Source organism: Marinobacter sp. UBA3604 (assembly GCF_002375325.1).
GTDB classification, from domain to species: Bacteria; Pseudomonadota; Gammaproteobacteria; order Pseudomonadales; family Oleiphilaceae; genus Marinobacter; species Marinobacter salarius.
Window position 1 is genome coordinate 129631 of the sequence record NZ_DFMB01000033.1, and the last position, 24740, is coordinate 154370.

A 24740-nucleotide genomic window follows, 5' to 3' on the forward strand; every position below is an offset into this window, starting at 1 on the left:
AATGACTGCATTGCTTGAAATCGACCGGCTGCTGGATGATCTGGAAGCTGGCCTGCGCAAAAAGCTGGAAGAGCGGGGCGTAACCTCCCCGGCGCTGATTGGCATTCGCACCGGCGGTGTCTGGCTGGCGGATGTCCTGAGTAAGCGCCTGGGCCTGCAGGAACCCTGGGGGGAACTGGATATTTCCTTCTATCGCGACGACTTCAGCCGCATTGGACTGAACCCGAAAGTGAAGCCGTCCAGCCTGCCGTTCAGCACCGAAGACCGCGACATTATCCTGATCGATGACGTGATCATGAGCGGCCGTACCATTCGCGCGGCCATGAACGAGATCTTCGATTATGGCCGGCCGGCGAGTATCATCCTCGCCACGTTGGTGGATCTGGGCGCTCGGGAGTTGCCTGTTCAGCCGGATGTGACTGGGCGGGTGCTTGCCCTGCAGTCGCATCAGCGCGTCAAACTGCGCGGGCCGGACCCACTGCACATAGAACTTCAGGAAACAGGCCACTAATCAGCGAACGCATAACACCAACAGGCGACCCATGACGGCAACCGATCCCTCAAAAACCTCCCTGCAGCTGACCGCGGACGGCCAGTTACGCCATTTCCTGACCCTCGATGGTCTGAACCGCGCTCTGCTGACGGAAATCCTGGACACCGCGGATTCGTTTATCGAAGTGGGGGAGCGCAGCATAAAGAAGGTGCCACTGCTGCGGGGGCGTACCGTGGTCAACCTGTTCTTCGAATCCAGTACCCGCACCCGCAGCACCTTCGAACTGGCCGCCAAACGGCTGTCGGCCGACGTGCTCAACCTGGACATCAACACGTCCGCAACGTCCAAGGGCGAATCCTTGTCGGACACACTGCTGAACCTGGAAGCCATGGCCAGCGACATGTTCGTGGTGCGCCATTCCCAGAGTGGTGCACCCCATTTCATCGCCGAGAGCGTGACTCCGGGAGTTGCCATTATTAACGCCGGCGACGGCCGCCACGCCCACCCAACCCAGGCCATGCTGGACATGCTCACCATTCGCCAGCACAAGGGCGGATTCGAAGGTTTGAAGGTGGCGATTGTCGGTGATGTGCTGCACTCGCGGGTGGCCCGTTCCCAGATTCGCGCCCTGAATGAATTGGGCGCCGCTGAAGTACGCGTCATTGCGCCTGCCACCCTGCTGCCAAGGGACGTTGAGAGCCTGGGGTGCACCGTGGAATACGACATGACCCGGGGTATGAGAGATCTGGATGTGGTGATCATGCTGCGCCTTCAGAAAGAGCGCATGGAGGGCGCACTGCTGCCCAGCGAACGCGAGTTTTACCGGCTCTACGGCCTGAATCAGGAGAAGTTGGCGTTGGCCCATCCCGAGTGTATCGTCATGCACCCTGGGCCGATCAACCGGGGCGTGGAAATCGAGTCTGCGGTGGCCGATGGGCCGCAATCAGTGATCCTGAATCAGGTCACCAATGGCATCGCCATTCGTATGGCGGTGATGTCCATGGCCATGGGAGGCCAGATGGCCGAGCGTAGTCGCAAGCTCGCGGGGAGGGCCCAGGGATGAGCAGCCTTAAGATTATCGGTGGCCGCCTGGCCGATACCAATGCCGAAACCACTGTTCTGGTCCGTAACGGGCGTATCGCCGCCCTGGGCGAAGCGGCCGGGAAGGAACCCGCCGACCACGATTTCGACGCCACAGGCTGCCTCCTGACACCCGGATTTGTGGATCTGTGCTGCAACCTGCGGGAGCCGGGCAACGGCCAGAAAGGCAATATTGCTTCGGAAAGTCTCGCCGCCGCGCATGGAGGCTTCACAACCCTGTGTGCCTCGCCGGACACCTCGCCGGTCAATGACTCAGGCGCGGTAACCAACCTGATCCTGGACGTGGCCGCGAAGCGCTCTTCGGTGCGGGTATTGCCGGTTGGCGCAATAACCCGTGGCCTGGAAGGCGAACTGCTCAGTGACATGGCGGGCCTGGCCGGTGCTGGCTGTATTGCACTGGGCAACGGCGCCCGCCCGGTGAAAAACGCCAGGGTGTTGCGCCGCTGTATGGCCTACGCCCGAACATTTGGCCTGACGGTGATGTTCAGCCCCGAAAACCAGGCGCTGGCGGCGGACGGCTACGCCCACGATGGCCTTGTGGCCTCCAGGCTGGGCCTGCTGGGCATCCCGGAGGTGGCAGAAACCGCCGCGGTCATGGAAATGCTGTTGCTGGCAGAGGAAACCGGGGTTCGACTGCACCTTGGTCAGCTCTCCTGTGCCCGCAGCGTGGAAATGCTGGCCGATGCCCGCAAGCGAGGCATTGCAGTAACCGCCGATGTGGCCATGCACCAGTTGATGTTCACCGAGGACGCCCTGTCGGGATTCGACAGCCGCTATCACGTGCGACCGCCACTGCGCTCTGAAAAGGACCGCCAGGCGTTACTGGGCGGTGTGCGGGATGGCGTGATCGACGCCATTACAAGCCAGCACCAGCCCCACGATTCCGCTGCCAAGCAGGCGCCTCTGGCGGCGACGGAACCGGGGCTGTCCACCATCGAAAGCACGCTGTCGATGGGGTTGTTGCTGGTCGAACGTGGCGATCTGGATATGGGTAGCCTGATCCGCTCGCTGACTGGTGGCCCGGCGGAGGTCATTGGCCATTCTGCCGAACTCCGGCAGGGTGCGGTTGCAGACCTGTGTGTGTTTGATCCCGACGCCACCTGGGTTCCCAGCGACAGCAGCCTCAGCTCCGTTGGGCGTCATGTGCCGCTGCCAGGAAAGGCCCTTCCGGGCCTCGTTCGTCTGACTCTGTGCGACGGGCGGCAGGCCTGGCCTCAATCTGACCTGTAGCTCCCGTCTTCAGATCGCTTCATATCAGCAAAGTGTGGCAGAGGTTGCGTAGCCTCTGTCGAGCCCGTCACAGTTCCTTACTTTTTTGCCCCAGAGCCCTTGAAGACAGGCACCTGTGCCAACGTATTCTTACCATCGCCGGCATAGTCTCGGCGAAGGAATGCGGTGACCTGTGCACATGTGGATGTGCCGTCGCCCTACAATAATAATTCAGGAGTCATCCCCGTGAAATCAGTCAACCTCCCGCGAAAGGCCACTGCGGTGGTAGCCTTGTGTGCCACTCTTGTGTTGTCGCCGTTCGTCCAGGCGGAATCAGACATCATGGAGCGAAGCTTCTGTGTGTTTGATCCGGTCGGTGCCAACGGGCCTCTGTTTGCCATTACCAAAACCTTCCAGCCAGTGGCCCTCAAGGAAGGTATCAGGCTGGACCTGCGTGCCTATACCGACGAGAAAGTCGCCGCCGAGGACTTCAAGGCCGGCCAGTGTGACGCCGTCCTGCTGACCGGTACCCGCGCCCGTGAATTCAACAAGTTTACCGGCACCCTGGAAGCCATGGGCGCTGTGCCCGGTGAAGAGGAAATGCGGCTGCTGTACAACACCCTCAGCCAGGAAAAGGCACGCCCGTTCCTGATTGACGGTGACTACGAAGTGGCTGGCGTGTTCCCCGGCGGCGCGGTGTACCTCCACACCCGGGATCGGGCCATTGATTCGGTGGAAAAACTGCAGGGAAAACGCATTGCCACGCTGGATTTCGACACCGCGTCCGTGCGCATGGTGCGCCACGTGGGGGCGTCTGTGGTGGGATCCAACTCGGCCAATTTTGCCGGCAAATTCAACAACGGCAGTGTTGATCTGGCCTACGCCCCGGCAGTCGCATACTCGCCCCTGGAACTCTACAAGGGCGTGAATCCGAACGGCGGGGTGTTCAAGTACGCGTTGGCCTATATGAACTTCCAGGTGATTATCCACCGCGACCGCTTCCCGGACGATGCTGGCCAGATGGTGCGTGACCAGGCCATCAAACGCATTGACGAGGCCTATGAAATCATCGCCGAAGCCGAGGCTGGTATTCCCGACGACGTTTGGATGCATCCGCCACAGGAAGATGTGGCCGAGTACGACAAGATGCTGCGCAAAGTGCGGTTGTCGTTGCTGGAGGATGGTGTCTACGACACACGTGCGATCAGCCTGATGAAAGCGATTCGTTGCCGGGTGGACGGTTCCCGTTCCGAGTGCGCCTCCTGAGCCGAGAATGGAAGGGGCCCGGGCGGGCCCCGGTTAGCGCCTTAACGGATGGAGTCTTTCAGTGCCTTGCCTGCCTTGAAGCCGACGGTTTTGCTGGCGGGTATCTTGATGGTTGCACCGGTTTGAGGATTACGGCCATCCCGAGCCTCACGGCTGCGGATGTTGAAAGTACCGAAGCCGATCAGAGTGGTATCTTCGCCACGGGCAGCGGCCGAGGAGATCTGATCGGTAAAAGCGGTGATGACTTCGCTGGCTTTGTCCCGGGACAGTCCGGTTTTATCCGCAACGGCGGCGGCAAGTTCAGGTTTGCGCATCGGGTACTCCTTTTTGTCGTTTTTGGTCACTGGCCGGCGGATGCGAAACCGTCGGCTGATCAAATCTATAGCGGTTTGCAGGCCAATGTGCAAACCGGTAATCAGAATGCATTTGAAACTCCGTATCCAATTGCGGGACGTGTCTCATAAAAACAGGGAGTTGTCGGCGATAATACCGTTTTGGTTACAAACCGTAACAGATTGTGAGTGCTGCCTCGGCCTGGCGACACTCCGGTTCTGAACAAATGCTCCGCACAACAAAAACGCAGAAAAGTGGAAGGTATTACGTTATGACGAGTTTTCAGAAACCCGCCAGTCCGGCTCACCGGGGCAATACACGTTTCCGTGGAGCAATGGCCGCTGTACTTGCCAGTGTGGTTTTGAGTGGTTGTGGTGTCGTCAACAACATGATCTACAAAACCACCGGCGACGTGATGCAGGGCTTTTCTCGCAACCACACCGTACCCTATCTGCTGGAAAGTGACGATCTCGCCATGGGTTGCGCCATGAGTGAGGCCACCGCGCCCCTGCTGATGTCTTTCGGTCGGGTTACCAGTGAGCCTGACCAACTGGCGGTAATGCTGTACCTGTCGGCTGGCGGGTGTGCAGAGGAGCAGGCACGGGAACACGAATTGGATGGCCTGGCGGCACTGCGCGCGATGGATGCGGAAGAAGCGGAAGACGCCATGATTCGCCAGAAGCGCGCACTTTCCCTGGCCGCCAAACGCTATCACCGGGGCTGGAAGCACCATAACGCCTTCTATGGCAAACCCGATGCGGGTGAGTGCCCTGGTTTCGATGATGACCTGGGCGAGTTCATCTACATGGCGGGCTTGTTGTCTGGCTTGCAGGCCCTGAACGCTGAAATTCAGTCCACCTCGTCCATCGGCGTCCCCAAGAACATTGGCTCTACGGTTTCGCGCGCGACCCGTTGTCTGGAAAACGACAAATGGTGGGGGGCTCCCATGGCACTGCGTGCGACTGTCTGGGCAATGATTCCTGGCGCACTGCCAGAAGGCGAGGACCCTTTCGAACGGCTGGAAATTGCCGACGCCCAGGGCGAGGAAGCTGGTGTCAGGATCAGCCATGTGTTCCACGCCATCGCGGCCCAGAACGAAGGTGACGAGGAACGCCTTCGCGATGTGATCCGTAGCCACGCTCAGGCCATCGAGGAAACGCCAGCGAACGAGGAGTGGGCCTTTGTCGATGCGATGGCCACGGACATGATTGTGGCGATCTCCGATCGACTGTGGATGGAGAATACCGGGCACCGGACGCCCATGGGGCAACTGGGTACCTTCTGGGATGACGAGAAGGAAGCGGTCGAAACCATGGATCTGGACGATCTGCTGTAAATCAATGTTCCCAGAGTGAGCTGTTATGACCCAGGGTGGTTTTCGACGTAATGGGTTGGAGTGGTTGTCCTCTCTGCCGGCCTGTCTGCTTCTGCTGTCGGTGGTGCTGTTTTCCACCAGCAGCGACATCCACAATCAGATGCTGCGCGGCGGCGAGCAATTGTGGAGCGGCTACTACAAGCTGAGGGTCGACCCGGTACAACCCACCTGTGACCCGAACGTGGACATCGACGCCGCCGTTCAGGAAGAGTTGGCGAAAGAGGGCTCCGACAACCCCATGGCGGCCCTTCTGGGAGAGTCCGAGAAAGACCCGGATGAGGTTCGTCTGGCCATCGAACGTTCGGTGGCGGACTGCCGCCAGAGCTATCAGAGTTACGAGAATCTCAAGGACAAGCTTACTCCAGGCGTCAAAGCCTACCGGGCTGTGGAGCTGTTTGTGGCCGACCTGATCGCCTTCGGCCTGGAGTCCCAGCGCTACATACTGGTGATCCTGGTCATGCTGTGCGCGGTGACCGCCACCCTGACTCGCCACCATATTGCCATGCGGGCCATGGAAACCCGCCTGGACTACATGGTTTCCCACACGCTGCAGACCGTCGCCAATGCCATGCTTCTGGGGTCCAGCGTGATCTTCCGCCAGTCCAGTTTTGGCGCCGACACCACCATGTCGTCTGATGAACTGTTACTCCATAACCTGTGGATTACCGGTTTTGCCGCACTGACGCTTACCAGTCTGTACCGGCTCGTCAGGGTGCCGGATGACCTGAGGGAAGGCGGTGATCTGAACAAGGCCTTCCTGGCGGTGCCTCTCTATACCGCCATGTGTCTTATATCGGGGACCTATTTTGCGTTGATTGGTCACGCCTCCGGCATCGGTATCTATCTGGGCAAAATGATGGAGCTCTCCGACATGTTCCTGAACGTCGGACTGTACGTGTGGGTAGGCATGATGCTGAAGCAGACGCGCCTGGCCACCCTGGTGTTCAACGTCTTCCGGCCCTGGCGCATGCCGCCTGAAATGCTCGCTGTCGTAGCGGTGCTGGTGGCTGCGGTGCCCACTGCCTACACTGGCGCGTCCGGGATCTTTGTCATTGCGGCCGGTGCGGTCATTTACAGCGAACTACGTGCTGCCGGTGCCCGCCGTCACCTGGCCCTGGCGGCAACCGCCATGTCCGGTTCCATGGGTGTGGTCCTGCGGCCCTGCCTGCTGGTGGTGGTCATTGCCTACCTGAACAGGGAAGTCACCACGGACGAGTTGTTTGGCTGGGGTATATGGGTGTTCGTGCTCACCGCGACCATGTTCACGGTGGTGGCCCTCACGGTGAACCGTCAGAGCAGGTTTAACCTGGCTCCGGCTTCCACGGCCTTTCCACCGATGATGTCAGCGTTGAAGCATCTGATCCCCTATGCGCTGGTAATCGCAGCGGTGGTTCTGTTGTACCGTTTTGCGCTGGATGTGCAGATGGATGAATTCTCGGCCCCCCGGTTGTTGCCGGTGATTATGCTGGCCATCCTGCTGTATGAACATGTCAGCCTGAAAAACCGCAAGGGTCGGGCCAGTGGCGAGATTAACCATCAGGGCCTGGAACGCAGCTTGCGTTCGGCCACTAACGACACCACCGCGGAAATCGGTGCGTTGTTACTGTTGTTGGGCCTGTCGGTCAGTATCGGCGGGGTGATCGAACGCTCCCACATCATGGGAACCTTCCCCCAGGCGTTCGACAGTGCCTGGTCTGCCATGCTGCTGATGGTGCTGATCCTGGTGGTGTTGGGCATGATCATGGACGCCTTCGGCGCCGTTATCCTGGTGACCGCCACCGTGGCTACCATCGCCTACAGCAGTGGCATACATCCGATTCACTTCTGGATGGTAACCCTGGTCGCCTTTGAGCTGGGTTATCTAAGCCCGCCGGTGGCGCTGAACCACCTGCTGACGCGGCAGGTCGTCGGGGAAGCGGAAGTGCTGGCGGCACAGCAGGAAGAGGGCACCTTCTACCAGCGCCACGAGCGTATCATCATGCCACTGATTGCCATGGGCATTTCACTGGTACTGGTGGCGTTTGTGCCGCTGCTGTTCTACGCCTGAGTTTCAGGGGTCAAACGGGCTCTGCAGCCCGGTGTTCGCCACGCAGCAAAGTAACGTCGGCCCTGGGCGGTGCACCGAACAGGCGACTGTATTCGCGGCTGAAATGCGAAGGGCTTTCGTAACCCACCCGATAGCTGGCGGTGGCAGCCTCAAGCCCCTCGGTCAGCATCAGGCGCCGGGCCTCATGCAGACGCAGTTTCTTCTGGAACTGCAGTGGCGACATCCGGGTCACCTGCTTGAAACTGTGGTACAGGGTGGACTCGCTCATATTGGCCGCTTCCGCCAGTTCACTGATTCGTAGCGGTTCGGCGTAGTGGTCCTTCAACGTCGAGATGACCGTGGAAATGCGGTGTGCCTGGGAATCGGTGGCGGCAAACTTGCGCATCCGTGACCCCATCTCGCCAATCAGTGCGCGATAGATGATTTCCCGCCGAGCCAGAGGCGCCAGAATAGGAATGTCACCGGGAGAATCCAGCAGGCTGAGCAACCGGTAGAGCGCGCTCTGCATCCGCTCATCCATCGACGACATGCACAGGCCACACTGCACTTCCGGGCAGGCTTCGTTCGGGTGCAGCGGGGGTGCCTTGTCACCCAGTTCGAGCACCAGCTCCGCCACTTCCTGAGGGTCTACCTTGAGCTTTGCTGCCAGATAGGGGTGTTCCTCCGAAGCATCAACAATTCGCCCCAGTACCGGAAGATGTACCGAACTGGCGAGATAGGACAGGGGCTGGTAGGTGATCTCGCGGTCACCCAGTTGGATGATCTTGGTGCCCTGAATCACGAAGCATAAAGAAGGCTCATAGACACTGGACCCACAGCTGGAAGGCTCGTCGCAGCGTATTAATTCCAAGCCATCAATGGCGGAACCCTGAATACCCTGGTGTGTCGTCCATTGACGGGCGACACGAGCGAGCTGTTGCTGCAGGTTGAGCGTGAGATTTCCGGAAATCTCAGGAACGTTGGCAGTCATCGGTGGGTCTCCCTTTAGCGGCAGTATAATCCTTCATAACCTGAACTGTACGGGGTCTCATGCGCTTTCTGCAGGATCAGGCAATGACCGCGCAGAAATCGGCAACCCGGTCTCTCCGGCATAAATCATGCCGGCAGAATCGGGCAAGCTTCCCGCAGTAACCCGATACCGCTTTTATCCTTCCACTGGATATTGTTGTGCTCCCGTTGGGTAAACATTACCCGATCCGATAAACCAGCGCTATGTCACCCATAGCCAGCATTTCGATTCAGGGCCATTGACCTCAAGTTAGCTTGAGGAAATAGGCTTCGTGTCGAATTTGTTATACCCCAAGCGACTTAACAAGTGATCCAACCGATTACTTGGCAACACCGGGAACGCCCACAAGGCGGCCCCGATAGCGGAGCGAGAAACCATGGAAAGTCTGACTGCAAAACCGTTCAGAGGGTCTGGCCGTTTACTGGGCCTGGCTGTAGCGATAACTGTTTTATTGACCGGCTGCGAGGCGCAAAGCGATGAAGCGGCGAGCATGCCGCCTCCGCCGGAAGTGGATGTGGCGGAAGTGGTCGTGGAACCTGTCACTCTCTGGGAATCCTTCACTGGTCGTGTGGCATCGCCGGAAACGGTGGACTTGCGGCCCCGCGTCAGTGGCTACATCGATGAAGTGGCCTTCGAAGAAGGGGAATTGGTGAAAGCCGGGGATCTGCTGTTCCAAATTGATCCACGCCCCTACGAAGCCCAAAAGCAGGCGGCCAGCGCTGAATTGGCGCTGGCCAACAGCCAGCTTGATCTGGCCAGAAGTGAAGCTGGTCGGGCCAGGACGCTGCTGGAAAGCCGGGCAATATCCCGTGAGGAATACGATCAGCGCAATACCGCGTTGATGAGCGCGCGGGCCCGTGTGCAGGCGGCCCAGGCCGCTCTGGATACCGCCGAGCTGAACCTGCAATACACCCGTGTAACCGCACCCGTCAGCGGCCGTACCGGCAGGGCCCTGGTGACTCAGGGCAACCTGGCGAACGCCGACCAGAGCCTGCTCACCACCGTGGTTTCGGTGGATCCGGTGCACGTGTACTTCGAAGCCGACGAACAATCCGCGTTCAGTAGCCAGCAGTTACTTGCCAATGGCCAGCCCAGGGGTGTGCGCATTTCGCTGGGTGGCGAGGGCGGCGGTCAGTACAAGGGCGAGCTGGACTTCGTCGACAACCACCTGAACCCGGGGACCGGCACCCTGCAGTACCGTGCCGTGCTTAACAACCTGGACGGTCTGATTAAACCCGGCCAGTTTGCCCGTGTGGAAATGCCCGTTGCCGAGTTGGACCAGGCACTACTGGTAAGCCGCAAGGCGGTGTTGACTGACCAGGACCGCCGTTTTGTCTACGTGGTGGATGAACAGAATCGGGTTGCACCCCGGCAGGTCACCACTGGCCGTCAGGTGGATGATCTGCAGGTGATCCGTGAAGGCCTCAACCATGGCGACCTTGTGATCATTAATGGTGTGCAGAAGGTGTTTGGCGCCGGTATGCAAGTCAAGCCGCAGCTGGTTGCCATGAAAGAATCCGCCCGGGGAGAAGGCGCCGTTGTCGTAGCTCAGGAGCTGGCGCAATGAATATCTCCCGATTTTTTGTCGACCGGCCGATATTCGCGGCAGTGCTGTCCATCATCATCTTTGCCATCGGGCTGATTTCCATTCCGAACCTGCCGGTCAGCGAGTACCCGGAAGTGGTGCCGCCGTCGGTTGTCGTGCGCACCGTCTACCCCGGCGCCAATCCCAAGGAAATTGCAGAAACCGTGGCCACGCCGCTGGAAGAAGCCATCAGTGGCGTTGAAGACATGATGTACTTCAAGTCCGTGGCGGGCTCGGACGGCGTTCTTCAGATGACTGTCACCTTCCGGCCAGGCACCGACGCCGAGGAAGCCACCGTGCGGGTGCAAAACCGTGTCAGCCAGGCCCAGGCCCGGCTGCCGGAGGAGGTGCGGCGCCAGGGCGTGACGACCCAGAAGCAGTCGCCCACGTTCCTGATGGTGGTGCACCTGACCTCGCCGAGCGGCACCTATGACACGCTATACCTGCGCAATTACGCGCGGTTGCATGTGCGTGACCGGCTGGCCCGTATCCAGGGTGTTGGCGACGCGCAGATCTTTGGTGGCGGTGATTACGCCATGCGCGCCTGGCTGGACCCGGACCGTATTGCCGCCCGTGGTCTGACGGCGAGCGATGTGGTCCGCGCCATGCGTGAGCAGAATGTGCAGGTATCAGCCGGTCAGATTGGCGCGGAGCCGGTCCCGGACAGCGACTTCCTGACACTGATCAACGCCCGTGGCCGGCTGGAGACGGTGGAAGAGTTTGGTGACATTGTGCTCAAGCGTGGCGACAACGGCGAGATTCTGCGCCTGGAAGACGTGGCCCGGTTGGAAATGGGGGCCGGTGACTACACCTTGCGCTCGCAGCTGGATGGTAAGGATGCGGTGGCCCTGGGTGTTTTCCAGGCGCCGGGCGCCAACGCTCTGGAAATCCGCGACGAAGTGATCGCAACCATGGATGAACTGGCTTCCCGTTTCCCTCAAGGGGTTGAATATGAAGCGGTTTACGACACTACGATCTTCGTCAGCGACTCCATCAAGGCGGTCATTGCCACCCTTCTGGAGGCGGTGTTGCTGGTGGTATTGGTGGTCACGCTGTTCCTGCAGACCTGGCGGGCGTCGATTATCCCGTTGCTGGCAGTACCGGTGTCGGTCATTGGCACCTTCGGCGCGCTATACCTGTTGGGCTACTCCATCAATACCCTGACGCTGTTCGGCCTGGTGCTCGCTATTGGCATCGTGGTGGACGACGCGATCGTGGTGGTGGAAAACGTCGAACGTAACATCGAGGAAGGCCTGAAACCGCTGGCGGCGGCTCACCAGGCCATGAAGGAAGTGTCTGGTCCCATCATTGCGATCGGTCTGGTGCTGTGCGCCGTGTTCATTCCAATGGCGTTCCTCTCCGGGGTGACCGGCCAGTTCTACCGGCAGTTCGCGGTGACCATTGCCATTTCCACGGTGATTTCCACCATCAACTCGCTGACACTCTCTCCAGCTCTGGCGGCGATGTTGCTAAAGCCCCACAGCGCGCCCAAAGATCGGTTGCAGAGAGTGATTGATGCGTTGTTTGGCTGGGTGTTCCGGCCTTTCAACCGTTTCTTCAACGCCAGCGCCGGGAAGTACCAGGGCGGAGTGTCCCGTTCCCTGCGCCGGCGTGGCGCTGTGTTTGTGGTCTATGCGCTGTTGCTGACCGGCACCGGGCTGATGTTCAAGGCGGTACCGCCAGGCTTTATCCCGACCCAGGACAAGCTGTACCTGATCGCCGGTGTGAAACTGCCGGAGGGCGCCTCCCTGGAGCGTACCGATCAATTGCTCCAGAAAGTCACCGACATCGCCATGGAGACCGAGGGTGTGGCCAACGCCGTGGCGTTTCCCGGCCTGAACGCACTACAGTTCACCAATACCTCCAACACCGGTGTGGTGTTCTTCCCTCTGAAACCGTTTGACGAGCGCAACCTCAGTGCCGCGGAGATCAATGCTCAGATCAACCAGCGAATCAGCGGGCTGAAAGAAGGCTTTGCCTTCGCCTTCATGCCTCCGCCGATCCTGGGCTTGGGCAACGGCTCCGGCTATCAGTTGTTCATCGAGGACCGTGGGAATCTCGGTTACGGGGCCCTGCAGAACGCGGTGAACCAGTTCCAGGGGGCCATCAGCCAGACACCGGGCATGGGGTATCCCATCACCAGTTACCAGGCCAATGTGCCGCAACTGGATGCGGAAGTGGACCGGCTCAAGGCCAAGGCCCAGGGCGTGCCCCTGACCGAACTGTTCGACACCCTGCAGACCTACCTGGGGTCCACCTACGTCAACGACTTTAACCGGTTTGGTCGTACCTGGCAGGTCATCGCCCAGGCAGACGCCCCCTACCGCGACAGCGTGGAGGACATTGCCCGCCTGCGTACCCGCAACGACCAGGGCGAGATGGTGCCGATCGGCTCCATGGTGAACATCCGCCAGAGCTTCGGACCGGACCCGGTATTGCGGTACAACGGCTACCCCGCTGCGGACATTGCCGGGGAGGCGGACCCCAGGGTGCTGTCGTCGGCTCAGGCCATGGATACGCTGACCGCACTGGCGGACCAGGTGCTGCCTGCCGGAATGGCGTTTGAATGGACCGACCTGAGCTATCAGCAGGCCACCCAGGGCAATGCCGCGCTGGTGGTGTTCCCGCTGGCCATCCTGCTGGTGTTCCTGGTATTGGCAGCGCTTTATGAGAGTTGGACTCTGCCGTTGGCGGTGATCCTCATTGTGCCCATGTGTATGCTCTCAGCCCTGATCGGCGTGTGGTTTGGCGGCGGGGACAACAACATCTTCGTTCAGGTGGGGTTGGTGGTGTTGATTGGCCTGGCCTGCAAGAACGCCATCCTGATCGTGGAATTCGCCCGCGAGCTCGAGCTGCAAGGGCGGAGCATTGTAGAGGCGGCGCTGGAAGCCTGCCGGTTGCGGCTGCGGCCCATCATCATGACCTCCATCACCTTCACGGCAGCGGTTGTTCCCCTGGTGCTGGCTACCGGTGCGGGCGCCGAGGTACGTGAGGCTTTGGGCACGGCCGTGTTTGCCGGCATGATCGGGGTCACCCTGTTTGGCCTGTTCCTGACGCCGGTGTTCTACGTGGCGCTGCGCAAGCTCTCTGGAAGCCACCCGCTGAAAAGCCATCATACATCCACACTGTCTTCCGATGACGGCGAAGACGCATTGCCAGGAGGTAGCCATGCTTAAAGTCATCACCATGACTGGGGCTATGGCCCTGTTAACGGGATGTGCCGTGGGCCCGGATTACCAGGCCCCGACGACACCGGAACCGAATGCGTTTTCGGAAGGGCGAATCATGTTTGCCGGTGGAACCGACCAGCAGCGTTTCTGGCAGGGATTTGATGATCCTTTGCTGGCACGCCTGATTGATGATGCCCTGGCCGCCAACCTCAGCCTGGAAGGCGCCGTCGCTCGCTATGAGCGCGCGGCCGCGCTGCTGTATGGCGCCGAGCGGGATCAGTGGCCCAGCGTCACCGCCAGCGCCTCCGCCGCCGAACAGTATCTTGCGGATATTGAGCAATCTCCCCCCGGTGCCGGGCCAGAACGGGTGCAGCGTTACCAGGCTGGCGTTGCCGCCAGTTGGGAGCTGGATCTGTTCGGGCGCCTTCGCCGTGCGACGGAGGCCCAAAGGGCGGAACTGGAGGCAGCCGGTGCCGATCTCGGTGCCGTTCAGGTAGCCATCGCGGGGCAGTTGGCCAGCAGCTATTTTGAGCTGCGAGGGCTTCAGGAGCAGTATCAGGTCGCCCGCCAGAGTGTGGCTTTGCAGCAGCAGTCACTGGACATTGTGGAAGCCCGGGTAAAGGCCGGGCGTGGTACCGAGTTTGATCAGGTGCGTGCCCGTGCCCAACTGGAACGGACCCGGGCCGAGTTGCCCACCCTGCAGGCCGGGATACGTGGGGCCATGCACCGCATCGCTGTGCTGACTGGCCAGCCGCCGATGGCGCTTGTCGAAACCCTGTCGCCTCGTGGAGCATTGCCGGAAACATTACCGACGATTCCCGTGGATAGCCCAGGGGAGGTTCTGCGCCGCCGCCCGGATATCGCCGCCGCTGAGCGACGTCTGGCGGCCTCCACCGCCCGCATCGGGGTGGCCACCGCTGACTTGTTCCCTCGCTTTACCCTGAGCGGGCTGATCGGTTCCGTTGCCGGCGACACCAGCGATCTGTTCACTGGCTCGGCGGAAACCCGCCGCGTTGCCCTCGGTATCGACTGGACCTTCCTGGACCACGACAGGGTCAAGGCCCGTATCGAGGCGGCAGGGGCCGATAGCCGCGCGGCCTTGGCCAGCTACCAGCAAACCGTGCTGGTAGCCCTGGAAGAGGCAGAAACGCGGCTGGTGCGTTATCAGCGGGCGCAACAGCGGGAAGAGCGGCTAGAGCATGCGATGAATAACGCCGAGCAAGCCGTGGAACTGGCCCGGGCTCGCTATGAGGAGGGATTTATCGGCTATTTCGAGGTGCTGACGGCGGAACAGGAGTTCACCGCTACCCGGGATGCCGCTGTGCGTAGCCGCACAGCGGTGACCCTGGCGATGGTGGATGTATACCGCTCGCTGGTAGGTGCGCCGGGGTAAGTATCCCGGCGATTATCATTACTTCATTTCGAAGCCCTTGCCACGCAGGAAATCCCGCATGTGGGGGCGCAACTTGGATGTAAACAGTGGTTTCAGCTGTTGCGACCAGGTGGTGTCCTTGGTGCCCCCGGTGCGGGCCTGGTAATAGGTGTTCATGGTAGTGTCGAACTCTGCCACCAGCTCCGCATCGCGTTCGCTCTGGTAGTAATCCTCTTTCAGGATGGACGCCAGTGGCAGTCGCGGTTTCACCTCCGGAGCCTGGTCCGGATACCCCAGGCACATGCCGAATACCGGATACACGTGCTCTGGCAGGCGTAGTAACTCGCTGACCTCCGACGGGTTGTTGCGGATGCCACCAATATAACACAGGCCCAGCCCCTCCGATTCCGCCGCTGTGGCAACGTTCTGGGCCACCAGGGCGGTATCGATACTGGCCACCAACAATTGCTCGGTCATCCCGCGGACCACCTCGGCACCCGCGCGTTCCGCCGCATCCGTGGCCCGTTTCATATCCGCGCAGAACACCAGGAAATCTGAACTTTCCGCCACATAGCGTTGGCCGCCACTCAACTCGGCCAGGGCCTCTCGGTTCCTCGGATCGACCACATGGATAATGGAGTAGGCCTGCACGTGGCTGGATGTAGCGGCGCTCTGGCCGGCCCGGATCAGTTCCTCGAAGAGTTCGCGGGGAATCCTGCGGTTCTGGAACTTGCGGATCGAACGGTGTGATTTAAGAAGTTCAATGGTGGGATTCATAGCGCCCTTCAGCATGACAACGGAAAGCGCTTATCCTGCCATTGGCGGACAGTGATAGCAAAATACCCACGGGATAAAGACGTAGGGCCGAAACGGTCAGTCTCCCACTGAGTAAGACAGAATTCGCGACAGGTGGCTGTAGGGCAGGCCGGTTTCCTTATGCCAGTCGTTGAACGCCTGCTGCGCCTGCACCAGGGCCTTTTTGCTGCCGGGGCTGGCATCGAGCCGTTCTTCGCGATGCAGCCCGGCAGCCACATCCGACGACAGGACAAAGCCATCCCAGCCTACCCGGCGCAGGAAATTCTGGGCGGTGTTGCCGCCAAGGCGGGCACCGTGGCGTTTGAACCACATCAGCAGGCCGACCTGATCGTGAGAAGGCCACTGGCTCAGGAAAGCGCCAAAGCCACCGTGCTCACGGGCGCCATCCACAATCATCCGGGCGTTGTCAGGCACCGTGCGAATTTTCTGCATGTTGCGCACAATGCGCTCATCCTGTGCCAGTTCCTCCAGCACTTCCGGCGGAACCTGCTGCCAGTAAAGCGGCACGAATCCCTTGAAGGCATCTTCAAACCCCGGCCACTTGTTCTCGATTACCCGCCACACGAAACCCGCTTTAAAGACACAGCGGGTAACTTCCGACAGGTAGCGGTCGTCACCCATGGCTTCGAGCTCACCGGGCTCTGCAACCCGCGGCAGCATGGCACGTAGCGCGACTTCGCCTCCTTTTCGGGCGGCCGCCTGATTATAAATTCTGGAGAAGGACATGGAGTAACTTCCGAATCCGGTTGTCGGGTTGAAGGCGTGTGGTCCACTATAAGGTAAACGGGTTCATTGAAGGAGCCAAGCCATGCCTCTTATCGGATGGGTTATTGTCCTAGTTGCTTTCGCCCTGATAGTCGGCAGCCTGATGGTGCTGCGTGACAATGCTAACAGCATGAAAATTTCTGATGAAAAGATGAAAAAGATTCAGGAGCGCAAGGCCGAAGTCGAGGCGGAGGAGAGCGCGGAAGACCGGGAGCAGTGGTAAGCCGCCGACTTCGCCATTGTACATTTCACGAGAATTCACATTGTTTTTGAAACGATAGAACAACACAGCCCGTAAGTGTGATGGATTTCTCATTTCACGGCAGTTTGGCCACTGGCGAAACTGATCGTGAACAGCATCCATCCAGAAAACGGGTTTCAGAATGACGGGATATTACGATTACACCCTGGTTGCCGCATCCTTTGTGGTTGCGGTTCTGGCGTCGTACAGCGCGCTCTATTTCGGCGCACAGCTTGTAACTCTCGAACAGGCAAAAGCCAGACTATGGCTGGTGCTCGGGGCTCTGACGATGGGGACCGGGGTCTGGGTTATGCATTTCGTAGGCATGCAGGCTTATGTGATGCCGATGGAAATGAGCTACGACCTCACCATTACCCTGATTTCCTGGGTTGCCGCTGTGGGAGCCTCGGGGCTGGCCCTCCATATCATCGGCAAGGACCGAGCGGGCGCGCTGCAGATCGTCATCGGCAGCCTGTTTATGGGCGGCGGCATTACGTCCATGCATTACGTCGGCATGGCGGCCATGGAGATGGAGCCGGGGATGCGTTACGACCCGGTTTTATTCAGTGCTTCCGTTGTTATTGCGGTCGGAGCCTCGGGCGTGGCCATGTTCATTTGCCGCCGTTTGCAGTCAATACAAGGCCTGAAAGGAACCGCCCTCCAGCTCGGCGCCGCCCTGGCCATGGGCGTAGCTATCTGCGGTATGCACTACACTGGCATGGCCGCCATGATCTATCCTGAAAACGCCATGCCCGCCGCAGATAACCTGCTATCGGGTGATTGGCTGGGAGCTCCTCTGGCTCTGGTCAGTGGTGTGTTAATCCTGATTGCTCTTTATGCCTCCGCCAATGACGTCAAGCAACGCCGGAACGCTGAAATACAGGCGCTGGAGGAATCACAGCGTGTTGAGCGCAAAGCGCTGTACGATTCGACCACAGGACTGCCCAACCGAGCCAGCCTGGCGAATCATCTGGTCAGGGAGCTGGCAAGGAGTGAAACCGACAGACACGTCTTCGCGGTGCTCTACCTGGAGGTTGCCAACCATCGGGACATTCCTGACAACCAGGCTGAGGAGGCAATAGCAGCTCTTGCCAAGGCTGTGACGACAGCCGTTGATGACGGAACTTACCTGTCACGTTATTCAACCAGTGCGTTTGTGTTGATCGTGACGAACCCTGCCCACCACAAGTACGAAGACATGTACCAGCGTCTTCGTGACCTTCCGAGAGAAACGGATGGGGGCGTTACGCTCGAACTTCGGGCCGGGCAGAGCGTGTTCCCCAATTCAGGGCGTAATAGCCGGATGCTGATGAAAAAAGCGATGGAAACCTCAGAGCTCCGAAAGCTGGGACTCGCCAGCCTGAAGGAAGAGGTAAAATCTGCGGATTACTTTGAGGCGCGTTCAGCACTGCCGGAAACATGATGCTGGCGCGTCAACGTCGCCAGTTCAGTTTGCAGCCGGTCCAGCAACTGAGCTCTGACGGTAGGATGCACTCGTGACTCCGGGTAGCAGATGACCAATCGAACGTGGGATATGTGTTCGTCCTTCGGGAAGACAATATTCTCAACGTACTGGCCTGAGCGGCTGGCTTGCACCAGATTGCGCTCAGGCTTTTGATCGGAGCCAAGCCGGTCGCCCTCGGAGAAAAAATTCAGGCATCTGGATACGTTGGCCGGCACTTCGCGGGGATTGAACCCCCATTGGGCCGGTAACGTTCGGCCCAAGCCACCCGCCGCAATGGTCACAACCAGGTCGACTGTGATGTCACGCCGGGCGAGTTCACGTGCCACCTTGATCGCCTCGAAACCGCCCTGACTATAGCCGACGATGGCTATCCTGCGGTTGGCGCCAACTGCTTCGCATAAATCGTCCGCGATGGCTTTCGTGGGATGCAAATGGCTGTATATCGTTGCATCGCGGTAACCGGTCTCCCTCATCATGCGAAGCAGGTGTTTCCGCATAAGGTCATGGCCCATGAGGCCATGAATCGCCGCCACCTTTGGCCCATCGAAACCCGGTTCAACATCTGGGTAGTCCGGTGCCTGGGGAAAAGGAATGCGTATCATCGGCGGCGTTTCTCTCTATTAGGAGGTGCTTTCTATTGGGAGGCGCTTTGATCCACCAGCCGAAGCGCAACACCGATATGTTTCGCCCCGGCTTCAGTTTGGAGGCTGGATCCGAGAAAACTTACCCATTGGCCTGCTTCCAGCACCAGCGTCCCCTGGCCTGAGAGGCTGCCATCAAGAGTTGTGTATTCACTGGCATAGGTGATCTGGAACGAACCCGAGGGCTTTTCCACCGGGCTGATCTCATATCCCATGGAGAGCGCCCGCGAAGCAACAAAGTTACTGTGTTCGGTTGTGACTGCTCCCACCCTTAGAGCCCTCGACTCATCCAGAAACTCCGGCAACACATCGCCTGGGGCGCCACCAGGTGTGGTGGCCGGGCACTCACAGTAGCGGATTTCCAGCAGCAAAGGCTTGCTGGCGAGGTAGTCAACCGATGTGGGCTGGCCGGCTAACGTCAAGGCAGGGAGGGTGAGAAGTGCTGACAAGCTGATATTGCGCAATGTCTTCCTTGGCATTTTGGGCTCCTGAAGTCGGTTTACACCACTGGCTCAGACCAAACGGCATACTCATTGCCATTGGGGTCCGAGAAATGAAAACGGCGACCGCCTGGAAACGAAAAAATGCCCTGCACGATGGTGCCACCCGAAGACGTTACTTTGTCGAGGGTGGCATCCAGGTCAGTGCTGTAGAGGACAATCAGGGCACTGCCGTTACTGGTGGTGGCGGCTTTATCGGATTTGAAGAAGCCACCATCCAGCCCGGCATTTTCAATAGCAACGTATTCTGGCCCGTAGTCTATGAACGACCAGCCAAACGCGCTGGCAAAGAACCGCTTCGTGACGTCAAGATCTCGCGAAGGGAGCTCAACATAGTTGATCTTTCCGGTTTCTTTCATGTCCTCTGGTTCCCGTCAGCGTCAGTTAGCCGAAGGCAGGTTGCCTCCCAGCATGTTCTCAACCACCGCGGCATTATAGAAGGCTTCAACCGTCTGGATCTTATCGTTGCGCACGCGGAACCAGACGGCCAGTCGCACATCCCCAATTGGTTCAAAGTTGGTCCGGTAATCCAGAATCGCGAATACGTGCTCCCCGTCGGCACTGAGCTGGCGGAGGACGAGGTCTTTCTGGATGGCGGCCATCCCGAACTGGTAGGACAACATGTCATCCGGACTGAGGAAATGCATGTTCGGCCCCACATATTCAAACCCGTCGGCAACCAGCCACGCTTTTGCCTCATCAAAGCGATGAGCCCGGGTATCGGCGATGAACTGTTCCACGACGTCTTTTGGCTGCATGTACAGACTCCATTCCAAGACAGGACGATTTAAATGCCTGGATATGAGTAGATTGCATTGTTCTACCACCCAGATCAAAGCATAGCGATTATTGTTATCGCCGTGGAGTCTTCAACCTTATTTAATCCCTGGCATCCGGAGGTATCCCGGTAGCGATTTCATACCGTCGATCCAGGCCTGAATGGCCGGTTAAGGTTCGAGAGTTACTCACCCTGCCCATTGTGCCTGACGGCGAGGTGTGGCAGTTTCAGAAATGTTTGAAACCATTGCTATCGGATTCTCGTTTACTCCAACGTATCGCTACAACGTGAGACCGGATTCATACTCATATCATCCATGCATAGTAGATGAGGTTCAACAATGGCAGGCGTCGACCTGGGGCCAAAGGGCCAAGAGCTGAGGCAGCGATATATTGAACGTCTTCCTGCGCGTCTGGAAGAACTCCATGCGTCCTGGCATTGGCTGCAGCACGTCAGTTGGGACTCGAAATCGCTGACTACCATGACGCAGTGTGCCCACAAGTTGTATGGCAGTGGTGCGACCTTTCAGTTCCCAGACATCAGCCACTCAGCCCGGATTCTGGAAGATCAATTGCAGAAAGTGCTGAACAAACCGGATGTAACGGTGGACGAGCGACATGCAATCGAGACGTCTCTCGACAATCTGGTAGGAGCCATTGAGAAAGCAATCCATACGGCCACACCAATCCAAGCGGTAACGGCGGTTAGGGCGGCCACAAAGAGCCACCATCGCATTGCCGTCATTGAAGATGATCGTAATCAGTCGGATTTTCTGCAGAGTTGGCTGGAGCAGTTGGGCTATACAGTGGAGTGCTTCGAGACGCCAGAGACATACAGCCGGAAAGTGGACGACCACAATCATCACCTGATTCTGCTGGACATCAGTTTCCCCGAGGGCGCACTGGAAGGGATCGTTTGGCTTGAGCGACTGAAATACCGATGGGATGCCAGTATACCGGTGATCATGATGTCGGCTCGCAGCGATATGGTCGCGCGAATGCGCGCGCTCCGGGCCGGGGCGGATAGCTATCTCACCAAACCCCTGGATCTGGGAGACCTGGAGAAGCAGATCGAGCAATTGCTGAATACCAACGCGGGCTCAAGACCGCGGGTGCTTTGGGTGGAAGACGACAGCGATTTACTCGCCTACTACGAAAGTCTGCTGGCTGGGCAAGGCTATGAGGTTGAAGGTCTGTCTCAGTCGGTGCGAATCCTTGATCGCATTGAACAATTCGAGCCGGACGCCATTGTACTTGACCACGAGATGCCCGGGGTCCAGGGGTTGGAATTGGCACAGGTGCTACGTCAGGATGCCCGGTACATGACCATTCCCATTCTATTTGTGTCGGCCTCACAAGCGGTCTCGGAGCAGATTGGCAAGTACAGCATGACGGGCAACGAATTTTTTCAGAAACCGCTGGACAACGAGCGGTTTCTGGCCGCGCTTCATTATCACCTCGCGCAGGCTCAGCTGCTTTCAGCGCGCATCAACCTGGTGAGCCAGCGCAACGAACGCCAGGGACTGCAAAACCACGACTATTTCCTGACCGAACTGGCTACTTCGATTGCCTACCTGGAAACGACGCCGGCCAGTCAGGACTGTTTTTTGGTGCAGGTTGGCATTGACCGGGAAGAGTATCTGCGCGCTCAGTACGGAGCGCGCGCTATGGCGAGTCTCACTGCTCGCATGGAGCAGAACTTTGCCAATCAGTTGGGTGTGAGTGATTCCGGCTGTGCTTTGGGGGGTGGTAGCTTTCTGTTCAAGGTCATTATTCCCGCGGGTACAGAAGTCGGCGCGTACCTTGAGCATTTTCACCAGCGTTTGAACAGTCAGGGGTGGGCTCTGGGCGAGCCGCCCATCCCGATTACCCTCAGCATCGGTGTGCTGCCCCTTACCGAAGCGGTGAATGAAGACAAAGCGCTACTGGAAGTCGAGCAGGCCTGTAGCGAGGCAATGCAAGCGGGAGGCGGATGCCTGATGTGGCACCAGCCGCCGGAGCGCTCTGAGCACAGTAGTCTGGATGATCGTATACGTGAACTGCTGGATGCCAAAGCCTTCAAGTTGCACTATCAGCCGATCGTGAATATGGATTCCGGAGACATACTGTTTGAGGCACTCGTACGATTGGTGGACGAGGACAACGCCGTGTATTTCCCCGGCCAGTTTTTACCTCAATTGGCAGACGGCGGTCATGGATCTCTCTATGATCTGGATCGTTGGGTTATGGAGCACGCATTGGAGGGGCTCTCAAAGCTGGAGGGGAAAGCCGCTGCCAGCCACTCTGTGGCCATTAAGCTTGCCTCACCAATGACGGACGTGGCGAAGTTGATTCCATTTCTCACCAGCCAGATGCGCAACGCGCGCATCAAGGGTAAACGCCGAATCTATCTTGCCCTATCCAGTCCAACCGTGTTTACGGATGTGGCGAAGGCCAGACAGGTGCTCAAGGTGCTTCAGGATATGGACTGCGGACTGATTATCGAACACATCGATATCAGTCAGGCGACCATTGATTTGCTGAAAGAACTGCAATCCGTCGATTTCGTGAAACTTGGGCCAAAATATGGCTCGACTGTGGAACAGACACCGGAGCTCGAAAACCTGATCCGCCAGCTTACCGCTATTTTTGGTTCCAGCTTGCCGATTGTGGCCACGGGCGTGGAGGATGCCAGGGCAGTGTCCTGGTTCTGGGAGCGAAACGTTCGCTATTTCCAGGGGCATTTCATCCAGGCGCCAGAAGTGGTTATGAATTTCGAGTTGTGAGGGTGGTCACTGGCGCAACGCCGAGCACGGTTTTCCCACCCCTGAGAGAGGGGTTGAGTTTTCGTAGCTGTCGTACGTGACGGGCCTACTCAGATACAAAAAAAGCGCCGTACTCAAAGAGCAGGGCGCTTTCTTCAGCAGAGGCGGGCTTACACTTTTGGCCCGGCCTCCACAATGGCGTCGGAAACATCAAACTTCTTGAAGTTTTCCACGAACTGGCCAATCAGTTCGGCGGCCTTGGCGTCGTAGTCTTCCTTGCTGGCCCAGGTGTTGCGCGGGTTTAGCAGGTTGTTGTCCACGCCCGGTACGTCAACTGGCACGTCCACGTTCAGGGTGGGCAGGTGCTCGGTTTCGGCATCGTCCAGGTCGCCATTCTGGATGGCGGCGATGATGCCACGTGTGGTGGGGATGCTGAAGCGTTCGCCCACGCCGTAAGGACCGCCGGTCCAGCCAGTGTTCACCAGGAAGACCTTGCTGCCAAATTCGTCCATGCGCTTCATCAGCAGCTCGGCGTAGACGCCGGCCGGGCGCGGGAAGAAAGGTGCGCCAAAGCAGGTGGAGAAGGTGGCTTTCAGCTTGGAAGAGGAGCCCATTTCCGTGGAGCCCACCAACGCGGTGTAGCCACTGAGGAAGTGGTAGGCCGCGGCTTCTTTGCTGAGGATGGACACGGGCGGCAGTACGCCGGTCATGTCGCAGGTCAGGAAAACGATGTGTGACGGCTCGCCGGCGCGGTTCTCAATGACTCGCTTCTCAACATGCTCCAGCGGGTAGGCGCAGCGGGAGTTTTCGGTGAGGGAGACGTCGGTATAGTCCGGTTCGCGGGTTTCCGGGTCGATAGTGACGTTCTCAACGATGGCACCGAAGCGGATGGCGTCCCAGATGATGGGTTCGTTTTTCTGGCTCAGGTCGATGCACTTGGCGTAGCAGCCGCCTTCAATGTTGAAGACGGTGCCTGGGCCCCAGCCGTGCTCGTCGTCGCCGATCAGGAAGCGATCGGGGTCGGCGGAGAGGGTGGTCTTGCCGGTGCCGGAGAGGCCAAAGAACAGGCAGGTTTCGCCGTCTTCGCCGACGTTGGCGGAGCAGTGCATGGGCAGCACGTCTTTTTCCGGCAGCAGGAAGTTCTGTACGGAGAACATCGCCTTTTTCATTTCGCCGGCGTAGTGCATGCCTGCCAGCAGTACCTTGCGCTTGGCAAAGTTGATGATCACGCAGCCGTTGCTGTTGGTGCCGTCGCGCTCGGGCACGCACTCGAAATTGGCGGCGTTGAGGATCTGCCACTCCTGCTTGTCGGCCGGGTTGAAACTATCCGGGCGAATGAACAGATTCTGGCCGAACAGGTTTTGCCAGGCGGTTTCGGTGGTCATGCGTACCGGCAGGTAGTGTTCCGGGTCGGAGCCGACGTGTACCTGGCTTACAAAGCTGTCTTTCTCGGCGATGTAGGCTTCAACGCGATCCCAGAGGGCATCAAACTTGTCCGCGTCGAACGGGCGGTTGATGGGGCCCCAATGGATATCGTCAGAGGTGCTGGGCTCTTCGACGATGTAGCGGTCTTTCGGGGACCGGCCTGTACGTTCACCGGTTTTGACCACCAGGGAACCATTTGCGGCCAGTTGGCCCTCGCGTCTTTCCAGTGCCTGCTCAACCAGTTGTGCTGCACTCAGATCATTATAAGTGTTACTCACTTCGACCTCGCCCTCGGGATGTGATCGTGATTGCTCGGGCCGTCCCCCCTAAAAATTGACGGAAATCTGAGCAATCGGGTCAATTCAGGCGCGCTATTATGCCAGAGACGCCGGTAAAAAACGACTGC

At 58.9% G+C, this 24740-nt stretch carries 21 protein-coding genes; 12 read left to right on the forward strand and 9 right to left on the reverse strand.

Annotated features, from left to right (window positions below; all coding sequences use genetic code 11):
* Position 1: 1 nt before the first annotated feature.
* From pyrR to B2590_RS09430, 4 genes are all read left to right on the forward strand, one after another.
* Positions 2-511, forward strand: a complete 510-nt coding sequence (gene pyrR, locus B2590_RS09415; RefSeq protein ID WP_286811016.1) for a bifunctional pyr operon transcriptional regulator/uracil phosphoribosyltransferase PyrR — start codon at positions 2-4, stop codon at positions 509-511.
* A 31-nt stretch (positions 512-542) separates the two neighbouring features.
* Positions 543-1556 carry an aspartate carbamoyltransferase catalytic subunit gene (locus B2590_RS09420; RefSeq protein ID WP_286811017.1) on the forward strand — a complete coding sequence of 338 codons (1014 nt, stop codon included), beginning with the start codon at positions 543-545 and terminating at the stop codon, positions 1554-1556.
* Complete coding sequence (locus B2590_RS09425) at positions 1553-2824, forward strand: dihydroorotase (protein ID WP_286811018.1); 1272 nt, start codon at positions 1553-1555, stop codon at positions 2822-2824. The genes B2590_RS09420 and B2590_RS09425 overlap by 4 nt, the downstream gene beginning before the upstream one ends.
* Positions 2825-3049: 225 nt before the next feature.
* Positions 3050-4069 (forward strand): putative solute-binding protein, encoded by a 1020-nt coding sequence (locus B2590_RS09430; protein WP_414673562.1) that lies wholly within the window; start codon positions 3050-3052, stop codon positions 4067-4069.
* Positions 4070-4110: 41 nt separating this feature from the next.
* On the opposite strand, the gene B2590_RS09435 is transcribed toward B2590_RS09430, so the two are convergent.
* A complete protein-coding gene (locus B2590_RS09435; RefSeq protein ID WP_286811019.1) occupies positions 4111-4383 on the reverse strand; it encodes an HU family DNA-binding protein in 273 nt (90 codons plus the stop codon).
* A 290-nt stretch (positions 4384-4673) separates the two neighbouring features.
* Here B2590_RS09435 and B2590_RS09440 point away from each other — a divergent pair, with 290 nt between their 5' ends.
* Both B2590_RS09440 and B2590_RS09445 read left to right on the forward strand, forming a co-directional pair.
* Positions 4674-5738 (forward strand): hypothetical protein, encoded by a 1065-nt coding sequence (locus tag B2590_RS09440; protein WP_286811020.1) that lies wholly within the window; start codon positions 4674-4676, stop codon positions 5736-5738.
* A gap of 25 nt (positions 5739-5763) precedes the next feature.
* Entirely contained in the window at positions 5764-7824 is a 2061-nt protein-coding gene (locus B2590_RS09445) for a TRAP transporter large permease subunit (protein ID WP_286811021.1), read from the forward strand.
* A gap of 10 nt (positions 7825-7834) precedes the next feature.
* Here B2590_RS09445 and B2590_RS09450 read toward each other — a convergent pair whose 3' ends face one another.
* The gene (locus B2590_RS09450; RefSeq protein WP_286811022.1) at positions 7835-8794 is read right to left on the reverse strand and encodes an AraC family transcriptional regulator; all 960 of its coding nucleotides are present in this window, start codon (positions 8792-8794) and stop codon (positions 7835-7837) included.
* Between the two features lie 415 nt (positions 8795-9209).
* Between B2590_RS09450 and B2590_RS09455 the strand changes: the two genes are divergently transcribed.
* The 3 genes from B2590_RS09455 to B2590_RS09465 are packed head-to-tail and all read left to right on the forward strand — an operon-like array spanning position 9210 to position 14981.
* A complete protein-coding gene (locus B2590_RS09455) occupies positions 9210-10400 on the forward strand; it encodes an efflux RND transporter periplasmic adaptor subunit (RefSeq protein WP_286811024.1) in 1191 nt (396 codons plus the stop codon).
* On the forward strand, positions 10397-13594 hold the full coding sequence (locus B2590_RS09460; RefSeq protein WP_286811025.1) for an efflux RND transporter permease subunit: 3198 nt from the start codon (positions 10397-10399) through the stop codon (positions 13592-13594). The genes B2590_RS09455 and B2590_RS09460 overlap by 4 nt, the downstream gene beginning before the upstream one ends.
* Positions 13587-14981 (forward strand): efflux transporter outer membrane subunit, encoded by a 1395-nt coding sequence (locus B2590_RS09465; protein ID WP_286811026.1) that lies wholly within the window; start codon positions 13587-13589, stop codon positions 14979-14981. Before B2590_RS09460 ends, B2590_RS09465 begins: the two co-directional genes overlap by 8 nt.
* An 18-nt stretch (positions 14982-14999) precedes the next feature.
* Here B2590_RS09465 and nfsA read toward each other — a convergent pair whose 3' ends face one another.
* Positions 15000-15737, reverse strand: coding sequence for an oxygen-insensitive NADPH nitroreductase (gene nfsA, locus B2590_RS09470; RefSeq protein WP_286811027.1), 738 nt, complete (start codon positions 15735-15737; stop codon positions 15000-15002).
* A 96-nt stretch (positions 15738-15833) separates the two neighbouring features.
* Positions 15834-16502, reverse strand: coding sequence for a DNA-3-methyladenine glycosylase I (locus tag B2590_RS09475; RefSeq protein ID WP_286811028.1), 669 nt, complete (start codon positions 16500-16502; stop codon positions 15834-15836).
* An 82-nt stretch (positions 16503-16584) separates the two neighbouring features.
* Between B2590_RS09475 and B2590_RS09480 the strand changes: the two genes are divergently transcribed.
* Positions 16585-16764, forward strand: coding sequence for a DUF2897 family protein (locus B2590_RS09480; protein ID WP_286811029.1), 180 nt, complete (start codon positions 16585-16587; stop codon positions 16762-16764).
* A 160-nt stretch (positions 16765-16924) separates the two neighbouring features.
* Positions 16925-18205 (forward strand): MHYT domain-containing protein, encoded by a 1281-nt coding sequence (locus B2590_RS09485; RefSeq protein ID WP_286811030.1) that lies wholly within the window; start codon positions 16925-16927, stop codon positions 18203-18205.
* Here the strand turns inward: B2590_RS09485 and B2590_RS09490 are convergent.
* Genes B2590_RS09490 through B2590_RS09505 form a run of 4 tightly spaced genes read right to left on the reverse strand, consistent with a single transcriptional unit; the run spans position 18169 to position 20146 of the window.
* The gene (locus B2590_RS09490; RefSeq protein ID WP_286811031.1) at positions 18169-18849 is read right to left on the reverse strand and encodes a hypothetical protein; all 681 of its coding nucleotides are present in this window, start codon (positions 18847-18849) and stop codon (positions 18169-18171) included. The genes B2590_RS09485 and B2590_RS09490 overlap by 37 nt on opposite strands.
* Before the next feature lie 32 nt (positions 18850-18881).
* A complete protein-coding gene (locus B2590_RS09495) occupies positions 18882-19367 on the reverse strand; it encodes a hypothetical protein (protein WP_286811032.1) in 486 nt (161 codons plus the stop codon).
* Between the two features lie 20 nt (positions 19368-19387).
* Entirely contained in the window at positions 19388-19747 is a 360-nt protein-coding gene (locus B2590_RS09500; protein ID WP_286811033.1) for a VOC family protein, read from the reverse strand.
* Between the two features lie 21 nt (positions 19748-19768).
* Positions 19769-20146, reverse strand: coding sequence for a nuclear transport factor 2 family protein (locus tag B2590_RS09505; RefSeq protein WP_286811034.1), 378 nt, complete (start codon positions 20144-20146; stop codon positions 19769-19771).
* 360 nt (positions 20147-20506) lie between these two features.
* Between B2590_RS09505 and B2590_RS09510 the strand changes: the two genes are divergently transcribed.
* Positions 20507-22930: a response regulator gene (locus tag B2590_RS09510; RefSeq protein ID WP_286811035.1), complete on the forward strand. Its 2424-nt coding sequence runs from the start codon at positions 20507-20509 to the stop codon at positions 22928-22930.
* A 149-nt stretch (positions 22931-23079) separates the two neighbouring features.
* Here B2590_RS09510 and B2590_RS09515 read toward each other — a convergent pair whose 3' ends face one another.
* Entirely contained in the window at positions 23080-24612 is a 1533-nt protein-coding gene (locus B2590_RS09515) for a phosphoenolpyruvate carboxykinase (protein ID WP_286811036.1), read from the reverse strand.
* Positions 24613-24740 lie beyond the last annotated feature (128 nt).